The organism is Yokenella regensburgei (assembly GCF_051486985.1).
Lineage (GTDB): Bacteria > Pseudomonadota > Gammaproteobacteria > Enterobacterales > Enterobacteriaceae > CBFFRJ01.
Window position 1 is genome coordinate 99,721 of the sequence record NZ_JAHVDV010000001.1, and the last position, 18,109, is coordinate 117,829.

The window sequence follows — 18,109 nt, forward strand, 5'->3', positions numbered from 1 at the left end:
TGCCTTCTCCTGACTTTTTTAATACATTGAGTGTAACGCTGATTGTCTTCGGTCAGGGATAAACATTTATTAAACCGCGGGAAGGAAGCCCTCTTTTCGGCACAAAAGAGGGCAGATGCTGAAGGGATTATTTCAGTTCATCAACCATTGTCACCGCGCGGCCCAGATAATTGGCCGGGGTCATTGCTTTCAGACGCACTTTTTCATCTTCCGGCAGGGCCAGGCTATCGATAAAGTCTTTCATACCCTGTGCATCAACACGCTTGCCGCGGGTCAGCTCTTTAAGCTTTTCATAGGGCTTTTCGATGCCATAACGACGCATGACGGTCTGAATAGGTTCAGCCAGCACTTCCCAGTTATGATCCAGCTCGTCCAGCAGGCGTTCGCGGTTCACCTCCAGTTTGCTCACCCCTTTGAGGGTTGACTGGTAGGCAATCAGCGCATAGCCCACGCCGACGCCCAGGTTGCGCAGCACGGTAGAGTCGGTCAAATCACGCTGCCAGCGGGATACCGGCAGTTTGCTCGCCAGGTGTTGCAACACGGCATTGGAGAGTCCCAGGTTACCCTCTGAGTTTTCAAAATCAATGGGGTTAACTTTATGCGGCATGGTGGAGGAGCCGATTTCGCCCGCAATGGTTTTCTGCTTGAAGTGGTTAAGCGCCACGTAGCCCCAGATATCGCGATCGAAATCGATGAGGATGGTGTTAAAGCGCGCCATGCAGTCAAAGAGCTCGGCGATATAATCATGCGGTTCAATCTGCGTGGTATAGGGGTTCCACTGGATGCCCAGCGACGTCACGAACGTTTCGCTGAACGCATGCCAGTCGACTTCCGGGTAGGCAGCGATGTGGGCATTGTAGTTACCAACCGCACCGTTGATTTTGCCGAGAATTTCAACCTGGTTCAGCTGACGGAACTGGCGCTCCATACGGTAAGCGACGTTGGCCATCTCTTTACCCATAGTCGATGGCGTGGCCGGCTGACCATGAGTGCGTGAAAGCAGAGGAATGTCACGATACTGGACAGCAAGATCTTTCACCGCATCAATCAGTTGGCGCCAGTAAGGCAGAATCACTTCATCACGGGCTGTTTTCAGCATCAGCGCATGAGAAAGGTTATTGATGTCTTCCGAAGTACAGGCGAAATGGATAAATTCGGACACCGCGTGCAGCTCAGGCACATCAGCGACTTTTTCTTTCAGAAAATACTCCACCGCTTTTACGTCATGGTTGGTGGTGCGCTCGATCGTTTTAATACGCGCAGCGTCTTCTTCGTTGAAATCGGTAACAATTTTATCAAGGAAACCGTTTGCGTGATCGGCAAAAGCTGGAACTTCCTTTACAGCTGTGTGCGAGGCCAGTTTCTGTAACCAGCGTACTTCGACTTGTACACGAAATTTCAGCAAACCAAATTCGCTGAAAATGCCGCGCAGCGCGCTGACTTTATCGCCGTAGCGTCCATCGACAGGGGAAACGGCGGTCAGTGAGGATAATTCCATAGTTCAGAACTCCGGGAGGTTAACAATGAGCAAGAATTTGTTTAGCCTGAGTCGTCAGGCGATTACGGGAAAACATAAGTTGCAGGCGACCACCGCCTACCTGGTGCCACAACACGGCAGCACGAATGCCGGCGAGCAGTGAGGCACGCACTTTAGCCTGCACCTGCGAGCTTTGCAGTACCGCAGGGGAGCCGGTAACCTGAATACGCGGCCCCAGGGGGCTAATCACATCCACATAGATAGCGGCCATTGCGCTCAGCAGTGTTTCGGACTGCAGGTCAAAGTGTTCAAGCTGGCGTTGCAGACCCGAGATGCGATCTCCCAGCGTATCCATCGCCCCTTTTTGGGCGGCGAGTTTGCGCTCCAGTACCATCAGGCTGAGCGTGTAGCGGGTCAGTTCGGCATTCAGACCCTGGCGGCTACTGGCATTCAGTACGCCAAGCAGCGTCTCCAGCCCAGGGCGCAGGTTAGCTTCACTGCCGCCGAAGACGCTGAGTGTCGAGTCGGGGTTTAAATCAATCACACTGTTCAGTGAGACATGGAGCGCATCGGCATCACAGTGTCCCTGATGCGCCAGTTGCTGAACCAGACGGGCCGACTGGCAGATACCGGCCAGCGCCAGGGTGATATCATAGTAGTTCTTCGCCACACTCGCTCCTTGATTTGCTTTCTGCTTGTCGGTTAAACCGGCAAGGGTAAACGCTGTTCGATGATGCCGCCACCGAGGCAGATTTCACCGCTGTAGAAGACAGCGGACTGTCCTGGGGTAACGGCAGCCACAGGCTCATCAAAACGGACTTCAATACGATCTGCATCCAGAGCGGTCACGGTACAGGGAATGTCCGTCTGACGATAGCGGGTTTTCACCGTGCAACGCAGCGTGCCAACCACTGGCGCGCGGTCAACCCAGTGCAACTGCTGTGCAATCAGCCCGACAGACATCAGTCGCGGGTGCTCATGCCCCTGGGCAACAATCAAAATGTTATTTTCAACGTCTTTATCAACGACGTACCACGGATCTTCAGAACCCTCTTTGGTGCCACCAATACCCAGCCCTTTACGCTGGCCGAGAGTGTGGTACATCAGGCCCTGATGCTGACCAATCTCTTCACCGTCCACGGTAAGGATTTTCCCCGGCTGAGCCGGCAGGTAGCGGCCTAAAAATTCGCGGAATTTACGCTCGCCAATAAAACAGATACCGGTCGAGTCTTTTTTCTTCGCGGTGATGAGATCAAGTTCTTCAGCAATTTTACGCACCTGCGGCTTTTCCAGTTCACCTACCGGGAAAAGGCTCTGGGCGATTTGCTCCGAACTTAACGTGTAAAGGAAGTAGCTCTGGTCTTTGTTGCCATCCAGCCCGCGCAGTAACTGGCTTTTGCCATCGACATCCGCGCGACGCACGTAGTGACCGGTCGCGATGTAGTCAGCGCCCAGATCTTCAGCAGCAAATTCGAGGAAGGCTTTAAATTTGATCTCTTTGTTGCACAGAATGTCCGGGTTGGGCGTGCGTCCGGCTTTGTACTCTTCCAGGAACAGTTCAAACACGTTGTCCCAGTATTCTGCGGCAAAGTTAACGGTGTGCAGGGTGATGCCGAGCTTATCGCAGACGGCCTGCGCGTCAGCAAGATCAGCCGCAGCGGTGCAGTATTCCTCGCCATCGTCTTCTTCCCAGTTCTTCATGAACAGGCCTTCGACCTGATAACCCTGTTGCAGTAACAGCCAGGCAGAAACGGAAGAATCGACACCGCCGGACATGCCAACGATCACTTTTTTTGGGCTAGCAGACATAGAATACTCACGACATTGAACTTCAAGGCGGCGTATTCTATCACGCACTCGCCGCGCAGGCACCCCCCGTGCGATACCCTGTTAAAAAGCGGGAGCCTGCCTTGCAGACTCCCGCCCGTCCACCTTACGCCGCGCTTTCTTCGAGGCTGAATTGCTCCACGCTCTGGGCAAGCTGCTGCGCCTGCTCTTCAAGAGAGCTTGCTGCCGCCGCCATCTCCTGCACCAGCGAGGCGTTCTGCTGGGTCACCCCATCCATCTCGTTTACCGCGATGGTCACCTGACCGATGCCTTTTGCCTGCTCATCGGAGGCACTGACGATTTCATTAATGATAGTCTGTACCGAGTTGACGGCCTGGGTCATCTCCTGCATGGTTTTCCCGGCATCATTCACCAACTGGACACCGCTTTCAACGCGCTGACTGGACTCTTCGATCAGTGCGGCAATCTCTTTAACCGCATTGGCGCTGCGCTGAGCCAGGTTACGCACTTCTGATGCCACCACGGCGAACCCGCGACCCTGTTCCCCTGCGCGCGCCGCTTCTACCGCCGCGTTAAGGGCCAGGATGTTGGTCTGGAAGGCGATGCTGTTGATCATGGTGGTAATGTCGCTGATCTTCTTCGAGCTGTCATCAATCTGCGACATGGTTTTCACCACCTGACTGACCAACGCTTCACCGCGGCTGGCGATTTGCGTGGCGTTAGCGGTAAGCTCGGTAGCATGGTGCGCGTTGCTGGCGTTGTGTTTCACGGTCGCACTGAACTGCTCCATGCTGGCAGCGGTCTGTTCGAGAGCTGCTGCCTGCTGTTCGGTACGCGAAGAGAGGTTAATGTTGCCACTGACAATCTCTCCCGCGCCCTGACGTACCGAGTCGCTGGCGTCTTTAATCTGGCTGACAATGTGTCGCAGTTGCTCCTGCATGGTATGCAGAGCATAGAACAGGCTCTTGCGGTCACCGGCTTTCACGTCAATAACGTTATCGAGTTTTCCGTCTGCAACGGCCAGGGCGATGGTCGCAGCTTCCAGCGGTTCCCCGCCAATAGGTTTGAGCACTTTACGGCTAAAGACGATCCCCAGTAAGGCGCTCACCAACAGAATACTCACCACCATCAGTATGATGGCATTCATCAACTGGCGATTTGCTGCCGCCATGACCTGGCTTACCGGTGCGACAATACCGAGATACCACTTATCCGGGCTGTTACCGATGGTGACCGGTTGCCAGGTGACCAGCGCGTCTTCCCCCAGTACGGCGTCCGGTTGTTCCATTACGCTGGTACTGTAATTGTGGGTTTCGCCCGGGTACGCCTTGCTGGTCAAGTTTTTATCCGGGTAAGAGATAACCTTGCCCGCAGAGGAGATGAGCATCGCGTAGCCAACGCCTTCCCAGGGTTTAATCTGGTTCACCTTCGCCTGCAGGGAGGCGAGAGAAATATCGGAGGTCACAACGGCATGCAATTTTCCATCGCTAATAATAGGGGCCGCGACAGAGGTCAGCAGGGTAGGGACACCATTGTAGGCGTAGGTATAGGGTTCAATCAGCGTATCTTTCTGCGACTTTTGCGGCACCAGATAGTAATCTCCCTGACCTGGCGTAAGGAAGGAGAGCAGCGGATGAAGCTTGAAGTTACCGGACTGATCTTTATCAACAAAGAATGCATAGCGACCCTGCGGTGCCTGGTCAGGTTTGCCGACAAAGTCTGCGTCACGCCCGTCAAAGGCGTTTTCTTCGAAGGTCACAGAGACTGACAGATAATCGGGGTTATCCCGAACAGCATACTCCAGTAGTTTATCGGCCACGCGTCGATCGGTCACTCCCGCATTGGGTAATGCCACAAGACTGTGTCCAAGGTTATGTGCTACGTCACGGGCATAGTTTAGCTCTTGCTGAACCTTAAGTGCTTCCGTCTGGGCGATCTGCTGCAGGTAGTTTTCAGCCAGCGCTTTTTGTTCATTGCTGGACTGCCAGCTCAAAACACCAATGGTCACCACAAACCCGAGCGTGATAGTTAATGCACCCGTTAACAGCATTTGCGCACGGGTACTCATTTTTTTTTGAACGAATTGTCTGGCCATGCCGGCTCCTGTGGATTCAACCTAAAACGTCATTCGTCCCTGTGATTATTCCCTCCTTTCAGTGACGTTATCGGCGTATAGATTTTGAACTTTAATGTGTGTACCAGACGGGCAATGGGTGAAAAACAGGCAATTCTGCGTACCGGTAGAGGATAAGCGGCCTTAACCGGAAGGAGTCCAGATTTCCTGCTCACTTAAGCACGATAAACTGGTTTGTTAAGCTTAAGTTAAATCTTTTTAACTCAAGCTTAATATGTGAGGAATGTCGCTACGAATGATGAAAAGGAGGAATCAGATCACCGCCTGAGGCTGGCGGCGTCACATCTAAAAGGGCCAGTTGAATTCGCCGATGACGGACAGGGGGTAATGTTCCCCGCGTTGCCAACTGCGGATGCTCTCCGCAACCAGCGGTGAACGCAGATTCGACGCCGTCAGGATTGCCTCAGCGCTGACCCACAGGCAGCGGTCGATATCGCTATCGTGCGGTTCGGTAGCGCAGATCTCATCAAGCTCAATGCAGAACAAAAAACGCAGGAAGGGAGTTTTATCAGGGGCTATCCACTGATGCATCCGGATAAAGGTCTGGGGCTGGGCACGAATACCGGTCTCTTCCCACAACTCTCGTTGTGCCGCCTCAACCAGGGTTTCGTTGGCTTCAAGATGACCCGCAGGCTGATTCCAGAGCGCTTTCCCTCCAATGGTCTCTTCCACGACCAAAAACTTACCTTGCGCATGCACAATGCAGGCGACGGTGACATGGGGTTTAAACATGGTTGCTTGTCCTTAAATCAGAGAAGGTCACGCCATTCACCGCTGGCTAACGTTCCCAGGGTGTATTCACCCATAGCGTAGCGGATAAGACGCAGGGTCGGAAAGCCAACGTGGGCAGTCATACGCCTTACCTGGCGATTACGCCCTTCATACAGGGTGATTTTCAACCAGCTGGTGGGTATGGTCTTGCGTTCGCGAACCGGGGGAGTGCGCGCCCAGAGCCACTCTGGTTCAGGCACCCGCTCAACCCCGGCGGGTAGCGTCGGGCCATCATTAAGAACGACACCCTGACGAAGCGCCTGCAGGGCATCCTCACCGGGTTCACCCTCGACCTGCACGTAATAGATTTTACCGGTGCGTTTTCCGGGTTGCGTGAGCATTGCCTGCAATGCTCCGTCGTTGGTAAGCACCAGCAACCCCTCGCTGTCACGATCCAGACGCCCCGCTGCGTATACATTCTGTACAGTTATATAATCTTTCAGGGTGCGCCGACCCGCTTCATCGGTAAACTGGGGCAAGACATCATAGGGTTTATTAAACAAAATCACCCGTTTCGGCCCGCTTTTAGGGCGAGGCTTAGTCGCTTGTCGTGAGCTGAATCGCTTAAGGTGGTGATTTCTATCAGAAGTTTTCTTCATGGTATTTTCAGTAGTTATCATTTGCCGCATTATAACTGAATGATGATGGTCTTTCATGGCACCCAACTATCGGGTAGTATTGACGGGCTAATTACAATTCATTAACAAAAATCAGTAACAACCAGAAGCGCTCGAAGGAGAGGTGAATGGAAAGCAAAGTAGTTGTTCCGGCGGAAGGTAAAAAGATCACCCTGCAAAACGGCAAGCTGAACGTTCCGAATAACCCGATTATCCCGTTCATTGAAGGCGACGGAATCGGTATCGACGTGACCCCTGCGATGCTGAAAGTGGTTGATGCCGCTGTGGAGAAAGCCTATAAAGGCGAGCGTAAAATTTCCTGGATGGAAATTTACACCGGTGAGAAATCTACCCAGGTTTACGGCCAGGATGTCTGGCTGCCAGCTGAAACCCTCGATCTTATCCGTGAATACCGTGTTGCTATTAAAGGCCCACTGACGACGCCCGTTGGCGGCGGTATTCGTTCACTGAACGTGGCGCTGCGCCAGGAGCTGGACCTTTACGTCTGCCTGCGTCCGGTTCGTTATTACCAGGGCACGCCTAGCCCGGTAAAACACCCGGAACTGACCGATATGGTTATTTTCCGCGAAAACTCCGAAGACATTTATGCCGGTATCGAGTGGAAAGCGGACTCTGCTGAAGCAGAAAAAGTCATCAAATTCCTGCGCGAAGAGATGGGCGTGAAGAAGATTCGCTTCCCGGAACATTGCGGTATCGGTATCAAACCGTGCTCCGAAGAAGGGACCAAACGTCTGGTGCGTGCAGCGATTGAGTATGCCATCACCAACGACCGTGACTCCCTTACGCTTGTCCATAAAGGCAACATCATGAAGTTCACCGAAGGCGCGTTCAAAGACTGGGGTTACCAGTTAATTCGCGAAGAATTCGGCGGTGAACTGATCGACGGCGGCCCGTGGCAGAAGATCAAAAACCCGAACACCGGCAAAGAGATCATCATTAAGGATGTGATTGCTGATGCATTCCTCCAGCAGATCCTGCTGCGTCCGGCTGAGTATGACGTTATCGCCTGTATGAACCTGAACGGTGACTACATCTCCGACGCCCTGGCAGCCCAGGTTGGCGGTATTGGTATTGCCCCAGGTGCTAACATCGGTGATGAATGTGCCCTGTTCGAAGCCACCCACGGCACCGCACCGAAATACGCGGGTCAGGATAAAGTGAACCCAGGTTCTGTTATCCTCTCCGCTGAGATGATGCTGCGTCATTTGCAGTGGTTCGAAGCGGCTGACCTGATCGTGAAAGGCGTTGAAGGCGCAATCGCGGCTAAAACCGTGACCTACGATTTCGAACGTCTGATGGAAGGCGCTAAACTGCTGAAATGTTCAGAGTTTGGTGACGCGATCATCGCAAACATGTAATCCAGTTTTCCTGGTTTGCAACAACGGGAGCCTGCGGGTTCCCGTTTTTTTACCTTTCTGATAAACGATACTGAGACGCATCTCCAGGTTCGCAACGACGTGGCGTTTTACCCTGCTGACAGGTTTGCGCATATCTGAGGTAGCGATGAACTGGATTTTTTATCTTGGCCGCTGGTATCAAATCAGCCCTGTCATGCTAAGCGGTGACTACAAGCTCTCCATTCCGGGGGAAAGAGGCTATATAGTCTTAACCCGCCAGAAACTTGAGCGAGCCAGTCGCGCTTACTTTGGCCTGAAACCGCCTGAACATCTGCTTATTAGCCGTTAATACCGGTGCTGAAAAGTAAAATCCCGCTGAATCAGAAGATTGCAGCGGGAGGGAAGTGCTATTCCTGGTTAAAAAAGTAACATTAATAGTCGTTATCAATATCCTGAATCGAAGAACGGGAAACGAGAAACGCAACAGCGTTCACGGCAAAAATGCCAGCTACAGTCAGTGTAATCATAGACTTATCCCCGCTAGTAGGGCGTGTTATCACGCCTGTCTTGATTATCGACCTCGCCGCAATAAACTCCATAGCGCTTTACCGACTTGCCTTAAAAATAGTTAAAAATGCTCGCAACCTCTCAAAATGTAAATTTCCTGGAAGGTTCTTATTTGTATAAGTGCGCGAAACCTTAAGCAAAAAATAATGTCTATCTTTCAGAATGGCATTTACGGAGTAATCCGCAGGCTAAACTTCAGAACCTGGATAATGCTTATGTCACAGACTCTGGCTACATTTACCTGAGAGCTCTCAAATTTTAGCGTTTTCATACTGTAACGTTGATGATGGCAGGATAAATGATGAGTAAAATACCTAAAAAAATTCATCAGATTTACACCAAAGGGGCACAGGCGCTACCTGAAGAAATTCATGCATCCATTGCGGAGTTAAAAAAAAGAAACCCCGACTGGGAATATCATTTCTACGATAATGATTGCATTATTGATTATATTGCAAAGAATTATGATCACGAGATTCTTACTCTTTATTGCCAGATTAATCCTCGATATGGTGCCGCCCGTGCGGATTTTTTTCGTTATCTCGTGATGTATAAAGAAGGCGGCGTTTATCTTGATATCAAAAGCTCCTGCCAGCTTCCGCTAAATGAGATTATCTCACCTGAGTGTGAAATCATGGTGTGTAACTGGGATAACCGGCCCGGCGGGAGTGACAATGAGATGGGCAAACATGAAGCACTCAGCTTTCTGAAAAACGGTGAGTATCAGCAGTGGAACATTATCGCCGCACCGCATTCGCCCTATCTTAAAGCCGTGATTGACGAGGTTGTCTCGCGTTTAAAGAATTACAAGCCCTGGCGTTATGGCGTAGGGATGCAGGGCGTGCTCCACACCACGGGACCGGTGCCGTTTTCGCTGGGTATTGAGAAAGTCGATAAGTGCTGTGGTTTTCACCATCAGGAAAATCATCGTAATGTCGGATTAATATACAGAAATGTGAATTCCAGAGTAATGAAATTGATAAGCCGCGACCATTACAGCAGATTACGCGACTCACTTATGCTCCTGGAAGGCGCAGATAAAATTTATTATAAATTATGGCTCTATTTTGTCTTTCCCTTCTGGCGTTTGCGAAAAAACACGGTTAACGAAACCAGGAAAGTGGTGAAAAGGATGAAAGCCTGGACAGCTTAGGAAAGGGGAAATAAAGACGGGCAGTTTCGACACCAAAACTGCCCTGAATGTGGTACTTAATGTTAAATCGTATATCCATCACTTGATGTACTTTATAACGTTATTGTGAACTTAAGACAAATTGAACTTTAACCCGTAAGGATTGAAAAAATTGATGAGCAGGGTAGTAATCTTATCCGCCATTAATTCATGCGGCTGCCCCATAAATAAACAGCGCTGCCTGTCTCTGCCACAGTAGCGCTGTAATTTGTAATTGTTGAGAATGCGATGAGCTGGTGTGATGGCAGACTATAAACTCTGGTCGACGCTGATGCGTGATAACACGCGATAAGGTTTACACTCCGCCAGCCAGCCGGGAATATCGCCAGGGGGAAGCGGCTTTGAGAAATAGTAGCCCTGGGCTTCATCACAGCCATACTCATTGAGCATGTGTGCCGTCTCCTGGTCTTCCACCCCTTCCGCAAGCACGACATAGTGTAGCTCTTTGAGCATCATAATGACGTTGCGTGCAATGATGCGGCTACCCGTGTCGGTCGTAATCTGACTGATAAGCGAGCGATCCAGTTTGATAACATCAATGGGAATACGACGCAGATAGCTGATATTGCTGTAGCCTGCGCCAAAATCATCCAGCAAAATTTGAAAGCCCAGTAGTTTAAGCCTGTCGAGCTCCTCCAGCGCGAGCTCGCTCTCCAGCACTTTTTCTGTTTCAAGGCATTCGATTCGCACATCGGCCGGAGATAACCCGGCACGTAACACACTATTTTCCAGCTCGTCGGCAAAGCCTTTACGGGAAAAATCACTGACGGTTACGTTGATGGAGATGGGGAGCTTAATCCCTGCGGCGCGCCAGGTTTTCAGCTGCAAAATGACGGCCTTAATAACCCACTGGGTGATTTCAGGCATCAGGCTGGTTTTCTCGGCAAGGGCGACGATGGTGGTCGGCGGGATATTCCCAAGCTGTGGATGACGCCAGCGTAATAATGCCTCCACGCCTTCCGTTTTGCCTGAACGCAGGGACACCTTAGGCTGATACACGAGATAAAGCTGGCTTTTTGATTTGATGGCCTCACTCAGGTCATAGAGCAATTTAAAGTCTTTGTTTCTTTTATGATCAAGAATGGGGTTGAACTGCAGCACCGGAATATTCTGGCGAATTGACTCATGCAGGGCGCTGATGGCCTGACGGACGATTTCATGGGCATCATCGTCCTGTGGTGAGAATTTCACATAGCCGGTGTGAATGGTCAGGGTGATATCGATGTCCTGCGCCATTTGTGCCTGGGTGCCAGGCAGTGTCTCGGCACGCTTTACCAGCGCCAGGGCTTGTTCAATATCCACCAGTACGGCAAAGCGGGCCGGCGCGAAAGAGTAGAGCGGAACACTCTCTTTTAAGCGAAGCCGCAAGCGTAGCAGGGGAATAAAGCTACGCAGCATGTTATCGACGGCGGGAAGCCCAAGATAGCGGGTGAGTTCGTAGGCGCGCGGCATATCAATGCAGTCGAAAATCACCAGACCGTATGTATTGCGATCTTTATTGAGGGTTTTTTGCTCCATTTCACGAATCAGGAACTGGCGATTCGGCAGGCCGGTTAAGGTATCGACGCGGCCAATAGCGTACCGGGCCTCCAGGTAAATCGCAGAGAGTTCAGCAATACGGTTAAAACTCTCAATCTGCTGCGCGCTGGGGCTGAATATGGAGGCGCTGCTGACGCACAGCGTACCCAGCACCATTCCCTCTTTCGTCATCATCGGGGCTGAAGCATAAAACATAATATCGCCATTCTTTACCAGTGGCTGATGCGAGAAACGGTTATCAAGGCGAGTGTCAGGACAGACAATGGTTTGACCACTGTCGCGCGAGTACTGACACATGGTTTTTTCTATCGGGACTTTGAAATGTTCCAGCGGGACATTTTTCACATATTTGATGTATTGGTAATCATCATCAAATACGGTGATAAAACATCCTTCAACACCCATTACCTCACAGGCGAGGCAGGCATATTCGGTGAGGGCAGCGTCGCGGGTCTTATCTTCCTTACGCAATAATTCCAGCGCTGCGAGTCTTTTACTTTCGCTTTTTTTAAGTCCGGTGAACATTGCGAGCTCCTGCTCAAAAAAGAGGCTAATGGGATCTGCTACACCGACAACATCAATGGTCCGGATGAAAATCTGCTAAAAACGTTTTTTTAGCTCATCGATTACCACCAGCCGAGCTGCGTGCCAGCCACAGCAACTATTGCCACGATAAGCATTATGATGGTCGTTTTTTTCATGGAAATACTCCTCGGCAGGGAACCGTTTTAGGCGCCATGCTTACATAAATTAAATAGAAGAAGATGAGATAATTCTCAAGCCAAAAACTACGTTTTGATACGATTAATTGAGCCTGAGAAAGGGTTTTTTCTCTTTGCCATTTTTATCCTGATACATAGCCTGGTCCGCTATGCGCAGGGCGTTGTCTGCATCAACCTCCTCCGGATTTATTTCCACTACACCAATACTTGCGCCGGGATAAAATATCCTGACGTCGCTCAGTTGATATTCCCCGGTCAGACACTTCTGCAAATTTTGCTTAAGGGCAATTAATCGTTTAGTTTGCGTTTTACCCACCGGGGCGCCCGGACAGGCGATTAAAAATTCATCTCCACCGAGTCGTCCCACCACATCATCTTTGTCGCACGCGTCCATAAGCCGGTGCCCAATCTGAATTAGGAACTGATCGCCAGATTCATGTCCGAGTTCATCATTAATTTTCTTGAAATTATCAAGATCAATAAACCCAATGATTATCTGGGATTTCACATGGCGGGCAAAGGAAAAAAGGGTAATAAGATTATCAAAAATAGCGCGACGATTGGGTAAACCGGTCAGCGCATCCGTGTAGGAATGGCTTATCAGTGCGGCATTGGCTGCGCGCAGTTGATTAACCAGATGATCTTTTTCAATGGAGCGGGCTATCAGGCCAGCAAAAAGCGTCAGTACCTGTTCGCCGCGGATGCTCAGCGTATGTCGCTCTGAGCTGGCCGCGCAGAGCGTTCCATACAGTGACCCATCGGCCAAATGTACAGGCGTGCTTAAATAGGTGGTGATGCCCAGCGCTTTTGCCGCTTCACAATCCGCCCAGTGAGTCGCCACGTCATTGCTGAACGGACAGCCTTCGTCCAGCGCGCGTTTGCACAGACTGTCACCCCAGGGGAGTGAAAAACCCTCTGGAATATCAAGCTGTTTGCTGTTTCTGGCATAAAGAATATGTTGATAACGTCCGTCGTCATCGATTTTAGTGAGGTAGGTGGATTCCATTTCGGTGACCATCTCCAGCATTTCAAGGAGTTGTCGTACAAGGCTTTCAAGAGAGTGATCTTGTGAGAGAGTTTCGGAGACCCGGGCCAGGATGAAATCGGACATTACGCTTGTTTACCTCTGTCGACTGCGCGCGATACATGCACTTAATGCTGAAATTTTAGGCTCGACATATTAAAGCATGGCTTAAATGAATTTCATATATCGTCATCTTTTCACCGGCAGTGTTGAGAAGGCAAAAAAAGCCCCGTTGTTGAGACGGGGCAAAAAACTCATTGATTACGGAATGATGTTCTCTGGTCATGGGTGAGAACAGGAGTCAATATAGCGGGCGAAGGTGATGTAAAGATGGAGAAATCGTGGAGTTGTTGCCAGTAACACATTAAGCTAAATTTCTGGCTGATTATCTCAAAATGGACAATTTGATGAACAAGACGCTGTTAATGCTTATTTTTACCCTGACGGCCTGCGCGGCAGAAAAAGAGGCCCCCCCACCGCCACAGGTCGGCATGGCAAACCCTGCAGCAGAATACTGCCTGCAAAAAGGCGGAGAGCGGGTACCGGTACAAAGTCCACAGGGGGTGCGAACGGCGTGTAAATTATCCAACGGCACGGTTGTAGATGAATGGGAGCTGTGGCGACAGGATCATCCGCAATCCGGATCGTGACACCAGCATCAGCGTCAGGTTACACTAGCGATTAAGAATTATCCTGGTGTTCCTGTATTTTGCGCGAGATGACTATGTTTCAATTACGTCCGGGCGGCCTGGCAATGATAACAGGCGCTCAAACCCCCCTCGGAAGAGGCAATATCGGTAAGGCCGTCGAGCTTTTCGGCCTCTTCGAACCGGGTCAAACCTTCCTCAATCCAGTTAACGGGGTCATGACCCGTATGCCTTTGAACATGCCACAGGCGCTCTGGCTGGTAACCGGTGATGTCGTTGCCTTTGATGGTCAGCATGGCTTCGCCTTTGTTCGCGCCGGGCACTTAATGCCACTGCAACCGGACGCGCTGCCGCAAGAAGCTGTGACCCGCGAAATTATAAACGGTTAAGCCACTCAGCAAGAATAACGGCATGATTTTGCTGGCTGTCTTTCGCCGCATAGAGCAGCGTCAGCGGCTGTTTTTTTAACCGTGCCGTTAGTTTGCGCCCCTCCTCCTTGTGCGCGTCTAACTCCTGCAGATAGGCGTCACGAAAGGCGTTGAAATCAAGAATGTCAGCATGAAAGTCTTTGCGCAACGCCGTTGAAGGGGCGAGGTCTTTGCACCATTCATCCGGTTTAAGTTCGCTTTTTTTAATTCCTCGTGGCCACAGTCTGTCGACCAGAACCCGGTAGCCATCCCCGGCGGATGCCGCCTCGTAGACCCGTTTACAGTGAATTTTCATCATTATCTCTCGCGTTGACCCACTCGATGAGCTCTGCAATATCGTCATGTGAGAAAACCTTTATGCCGTGCGCCTCAAGTAGCGCGCTCGCCACCCCTTTGCCGCTGATTTGTGTACCGCTGAAGGTTCCATCGTAAATGTGCTGACTTCCACACGTCGGGCTGCCGTCGGTCAGTAACGCGGCACAACAGTTCTCCTTTTGTGCCGCTTCTAACGCCAGCCAGGCGGCCAGTTGATAATGCGCGGTCACATCCTGACCGGTGCGCTCCAGAATCCGCGCTTTACCCTGCATAACAGCGCTCCCGTCACCCGATATAATTTCCGCAGCTGGTCGTGGCGTGCGCAGACCTGCCGCCAGCTCCGGGCAATGCACAACCAGGCGTTTTTCCTTCTCCCAGCGTTCAAGGGTCTGTTGCAGCGCCGCTTTTGCGCTGGCGTTATAACGAACGTTAAAGCCCATCAGGCAGGCGCTTACCAGAATTTTGCTTTGCATAGGATTTCCAAAACGGTGGACGACCATTGTTATCCGAACGCGCCAGATGACGAACTACCAGCTTTAAGAGATTGTGATAAAGGCAAAAGTTCGTTAATGTGAGGTTCCTTATGTTGTCCGTTATCTGCCTGAACGTAAGGAACCCTTCATGACCCATATTCCCGTTAAAGATACGCTACGTATTGCCCTGGTCGGCGATTATAACCACGATGTTGTTGCCCATCAGGCTATCCCTCTGGCTATCGATGACGCAGCCGCTGTTCTCGACATCACCGCAGATTACGACTGGCTGGCGACCTCTGAGATTACCAGTAGCGACGATCTCGTCGGCTACGATGCAGTCTGGGTCGTACCGGCAAGCCCTTACAAAAACCCTGAGGGCGCTTTTATTGCTATTAAATATGCCCGCGAAAACGCCATTCCTTTCCTTGGCACCTGCGGTGGGTTCCAGCATGCCATTATTGAATACGCCCGCCACGTGCTGGGTTATGAAAATGCCGCGCATCAGGAGACGGACAGCGAAGGCAAAATGGTGATTGTACCGCTGGCCTGCTCGCTGGTGGATCAGCGCGCGGCTATCGAACTGCGCCCGAATACCCTGATTGCGAAAGCGTACGGTCAGGTTGAGATTGAAGAGGCATATCGTTGCAGCTACGGCATCGCGGATGATTTTGCCGCTGAGCTGGAAAAAGGCGATCTGCGGGTTACCGGCTGGGATGAAGAGGGCGAAATCCGCGCGGTTGAGCTGGTAAGCCATCCGTTCTTTGTGGCAACGCTTTTCCAGCATGAGCGCAATGCGCTGGCTGGGCATCCGGTTCCGCTGGTGCAGGCAATGCTGCGTGCAGCCTGCGATTAAAAACAGGCCCTGCGGGGCCTGCTTTTTTATCTGTTCTCGCTTTCTCTGTCCCGCCCGGCAAACGCGCCCGATACCGCCATCACCACTGACAGCGCCGCACAGGTCAGCAGCGGAATATGCCAGCTTCCGCTGACGTCATGAATTTTCCCCATCAGTGGCGGGCCGCAGGCCGCCAGCAGATATCCTACCGACTGTGCCATGCCCGATAACGCCGCGGCCTGATGTGCGCTAAGCGCGCGCAGGCCTATGAACGTCAGGCCAAGGATCATGGTGCCGCCAGAGCCAAAGCCGAATATCAGCGTCCAGGCTACTGCCTGTTCAGGCCAGATAACAAAACCGGCTGCACTGAGCGCACACAGCAGGGCGATGATGACCGCCACCCCACGATGATCGCGCAGGCGATGCAGTATCAGCGGCACGATAACCCCCGGCGAGGCCGTCGCCAGTTGCAACAGTCCGTGCAGTGAACCGGCACCCGCTTCGCTGTAGCCATAACTCAGCAGAATCGCAGGCAGCCAGCCAATGACCACGTAATAGATTAAAGAGTTGATACCAAGAAAGAGGGTCAGTTGCCAGGCGAGCGCCGAGCGCCAGATCCCCCGGTCCTGCGTGAGCGGCGCGGCAGACAGAGGTGTCGGTTGCTGTCGTTGAAGCTGGGGTAACCACAACAGCAGCGCCAGGAGCGGGAAAACCATCAGCGTCAGCAGCGCCCCACGCCATCCTGCCCCCATCATGGCGACAGGCACCACCACCGCAGAGCCCAGCGCTGCCGCGGCCCCCATTGTCAGAGAGTAGGCACCGGTCAGTTTAGCGACCTCACCGGGAAAATCGCGTCTGAGGATCCCCGGCAGCAGCACATTCCCTAATGCGATACCGCAGCCGACTATCGCCGTGCCAGTAAATAACAGGGCAGTCGAGGGCAGGGAGCGTACGGCAACGCCGGCGCAAATAAGGAGCATTGCAAGCAACAGGCTGCGTTCCATTCCCCTGCGCCGGGCGATACCCGCCGCCAGAGGCGAGACAAAAGCAAATGCCAGCAGAGGAAGGGTGGTCAGCATCCCGGCCACGGCAGTGGATAAACCATAATCGTCGCGAATGGTATCCAGCAGGGGAGCCGCACCGGTAAAGGTGACGCGCAGGGTGGTGGCGATCGTCAGAATGCCCGCAATCAGCAGCACACGTTGCCTGCCACAGGGATGGAGCGCTAGGGTCATTGTATTCTCAGGAAAAATATCAGACGCACACCTTACCTCGTTTTGTTGCTGTTTGAATCAAGCTAAAATGACACACTATCGCTAAAAACGGACATTCGTATGCAGCACGGTCTTGGACTTGAGGGGTTCAACCCTGACAGCCAGCAGGAAGCGGCGCTGGCTTTCGGTATTCAGGTTAACGCCGACGAACAGCAGATCCCGGAACACCGCCATCGCAAAGGGCAGTTGATTCTGGCGCTTACCGGTGCCATTACCAGCGAAGTGGAGCATGCACGCTGGATGGTGCCGCCTCATCATGCGGTCTGGCTTCCGGGCAGGGTTGCCCACAGCAATCGTGCGACGCCCGGGGCGCAGCTGTACTTTTTATTTATTGAACCAGGTCGGGTCACGATGCCGGACACCTGCTGCACGCTTAAAATCTCTACGCTGGTGCGTGAGCTGATTATGACGCTTGCCACCCGCAGTCACCTTGAGCGCCAGCAGCCCGCAACGCAGCGCCTGGTTCAGGTACTTTTCGATGAGCTTCCACGTCAACCACAGATGCAGTTTCAGTTGCCCGTCTCGCCGCACCCGAAAATTCGTCAGATGGTGGAGAGCATGGAAAGGGCGCCTGAGCAGCGGCAAACGCTCACCGAGTGGGCGCACATTTTTGCCATGAGCGAACGTAATCTCGCACGGCTGGTGGTGAGGGAGACGGGATTGAGCTTTCGCCGCTGGCGGCATCAGTTACAACTGATTCTGGCGGTAAGGTTACTGATTGGCGGAAATGGGGTGCAGCAGGTCGCGCAGGCGCTGGGCTATGACTCCACTACGGCCTTTATCACTATGTTTAAAAAAGGGCTGGGACAGACGCCGGGTCGCTACCTTGCTGCGTTAGGGGCAGGGTGATTATTTTATGCTGCAAAACCCTTTTTCTAATCATGGGCATAGCAACTTCTGGCTGCGTTTCACTTTCGAATAAGCGTTTCGTATGGTCGCCGGAGTTTC

The 18,109-nt window shown here is 52.1% G+C and carries 19 protein-coding genes; 7 read left to right on the top strand and 12 right to left on the bottom strand.

What is annotated here, in order from left to right:
* Window positions 1-127: 127 nt before the first annotated feature.
* From purB to rluE, 6 genes are all read right to left on the bottom strand, one after another.
* Window positions 128-1,498: an adenylosuccinate lyase gene (purB, locus tag KXR87_RS00510; protein ID WP_437430318.1), complete on the bottom strand. Its 1,371-nt coding sequence runs from the start codon at window positions 1,496-1,498 to the stop codon at window positions 128-130.
* A gap of 19 nt (window positions 1,499-1,517) precedes the next feature.
* Entirely contained in the window at window positions 1,518-2,147 is a 630-nt protein-coding gene (gene hflD / locus KXR87_RS00515) for a high frequency lysogenization protein HflD (RefSeq protein ID WP_437430319.1), read from the bottom strand.
* Between the two features lie 32 nt (window positions 2,148-2,179).
* Window positions 2,180-3,322 (bottom strand): tRNA 2-thiouridine(34) synthase MnmA, encoded by a 1,143-nt coding sequence (gene mnmA / locus KXR87_RS00520; RefSeq protein ID WP_437430550.1) that lies wholly within the window; start codon window positions 3,320-3,322, stop codon window positions 2,180-2,182.
* An 88-nt stretch (window positions 3,323-3,410) separates the two neighbouring features.
* A complete protein-coding gene (locus tag KXR87_RS00525; protein WP_437430320.1) occupies window positions 3,411-5,360 on the bottom strand; it encodes a methyl-accepting chemotaxis protein in 1,950 nt (649 codons plus the stop codon).
* 324 nt (window positions 5,361-5,684) lie between these two features.
* On the bottom strand, window positions 5,685-6,131 hold the full coding sequence (locus tag KXR87_RS00530; protein ID WP_437430321.1) for an NUDIX hydrolase: 447 nt from the start codon (window positions 6,129-6,131) through the stop codon (window positions 5,685-5,687).
* 17 nt (window positions 6,132-6,148) lie between these two features.
* Complete coding sequence (gene rluE / locus KXR87_RS00535; RefSeq protein WP_437430322.1) at window positions 6,149-6,799, bottom strand: 23S rRNA pseudouridine(2457) synthase RluE; 651 nt, start codon at window positions 6,797-6,799, stop codon at window positions 6,149-6,151.
* 116 nt (window positions 6,800-6,915) lie between these two features.
* Here rluE and icd point away from each other — a divergent pair, with 116 nt between their 5' ends.
* The 3 genes from icd to KXR87_RS00550 all read left to right on the top strand — a co-directional run bounded on the left by icd (window position 6,916) and on the right by KXR87_RS00550 (window position 9,865).
* Window positions 6,916-8,166, top strand: a complete 1,251-nt coding sequence (icd, locus tag KXR87_RS00540; protein ID WP_437430323.1) for an NADP-dependent isocitrate dehydrogenase — start codon at window positions 6,916-6,918, stop codon at window positions 8,164-8,166.
* Between the two features lie 145 nt (window positions 8,167-8,311).
* Window positions 8,312-8,494, top strand: a complete 183-nt coding sequence (locus KXR87_RS00545; RefSeq protein ID WP_437430324.1) for a hypothetical protein — start codon at window positions 8,312-8,314, stop codon at window positions 8,492-8,494.
* A 516-nt stretch (window positions 8,495-9,010) separates the two neighbouring features.
* Window positions 9,011-9,865, top strand: a complete 855-nt coding sequence (locus tag KXR87_RS00550; RefSeq protein WP_437430325.1) for a glycosyltransferase family 32 protein — start codon at window positions 9,011-9,013, stop codon at window positions 9,863-9,865.
* A gap of 288 nt (window positions 9,866-10,153) precedes the next feature.
* On the opposite strand, the gene KXR87_RS00555 is transcribed toward KXR87_RS00550, so the two are convergent.
* The 3 genes from KXR87_RS00555 to KXR87_RS00565 form a co-directional block, all read right to left on the bottom strand.
* Entirely contained in the window at window positions 10,154-11,968 is a 1,815-nt protein-coding gene (locus KXR87_RS00555; protein WP_437430326.1) for a sensor domain-containing phosphodiesterase, read from the bottom strand.
* Window positions 11,969-12,069: 101 nt separating this feature from the next.
* Window positions 12,070-12,144, bottom strand: coding sequence for a protein YoaJ (gene yoaJ, locus KXR87_RS00560; RefSeq protein WP_103677854.1), 75 nt, complete (start codon window positions 12,142-12,144; stop codon window positions 12,070-12,072).
* 103 nt (window positions 12,145-12,247) lie between these two features.
* The gene (locus tag KXR87_RS00565; RefSeq protein ID WP_437430327.1) at window positions 12,248-13,276 is read right to left on the bottom strand and encodes a sensor domain-containing diguanylate cyclase; all 1,029 of its coding nucleotides are present in this window, start codon (window positions 13,274-13,276) and stop codon (window positions 12,248-12,250) included.
* 320 nt (window positions 13,277-13,596) lie between these two features.
* Here KXR87_RS00565 and KXR87_RS00570 point away from each other — a divergent pair, with 320 nt between their 5' ends.
* Together KXR87_RS00570 and KXR87_RS00575 are read left to right on the top strand one after the other, a co-directional pair.
* Entirely contained in the window at window positions 13,597-13,839 is a 243-nt protein-coding gene (locus KXR87_RS00570; RefSeq protein WP_437430328.1) for a putative hemolysin, read from the top strand.
* 74 nt (window positions 13,840-13,913) lie between these two features.
* Complete coding sequence (locus tag KXR87_RS00575; protein ID WP_437430329.1) at window positions 13,914-14,225, top strand: hypothetical protein; 312 nt, start codon at window positions 13,914-13,916, stop codon at window positions 14,223-14,225.
* Here the strand turns inward: KXR87_RS00575 and KXR87_RS00580 are convergent.
* Window positions 14,212-14,559 (bottom strand): DUF488 domain-containing protein, encoded by a 348-nt coding sequence (locus tag KXR87_RS00580; RefSeq protein ID WP_437430551.1) that lies wholly within the window; start codon window positions 14,557-14,559, stop codon window positions 14,212-14,214. The genes KXR87_RS00575 and KXR87_RS00580 overlap by 14 nt on opposite strands.
* Window positions 14,543-15,052: a DUF523 domain-containing protein gene (locus KXR87_RS00585; RefSeq protein ID WP_437430330.1), complete on the bottom strand. Its 510-nt coding sequence runs from the start codon at window positions 15,050-15,052 to the stop codon at window positions 14,543-14,545. Before KXR87_RS00585 ends, KXR87_RS00580 begins: the two co-directional genes overlap by 17 nt.
* Before the next feature lie 148 nt (window positions 15,053-15,200).
* Between KXR87_RS00585 and KXR87_RS00590 the strand changes: the two genes are divergently transcribed.
* On the top strand, window positions 15,201-15,908 hold the full coding sequence (locus KXR87_RS00590; protein ID WP_437430331.1) for a CTP synthase C-terminal region-related (seleno)protein: 708 nt from the start codon (window positions 15,201-15,203) through the stop codon (window positions 15,906-15,908).
* Between the two features lie 26 nt (window positions 15,909-15,934).
* On the opposite strand, the gene KXR87_RS00595 is transcribed toward KXR87_RS00590, so the two are convergent.
* Window positions 15,935-17,122: a CynX/NimT family MFS transporter gene (locus KXR87_RS00595; RefSeq protein WP_437430332.1), complete on the bottom strand. Its 1,188-nt coding sequence runs from the start codon at window positions 17,120-17,122 to the stop codon at window positions 15,935-15,937.
* A gap of 99 nt (window positions 17,123-17,221) precedes the next feature.
* On the opposite strand from KXR87_RS00595, the gene KXR87_RS00600 reads away from it, so the two are divergent.
* Window positions 17,222-18,010 (top strand): AraC family transcriptional regulator, encoded by a 789-nt coding sequence (locus tag KXR87_RS00600; RefSeq protein ID WP_437430333.1) that lies wholly within the window; start codon window positions 17,222-17,224, stop codon window positions 18,008-18,010.
* Window positions 18,011-18,109: the final 99 nt, after the last annotated feature.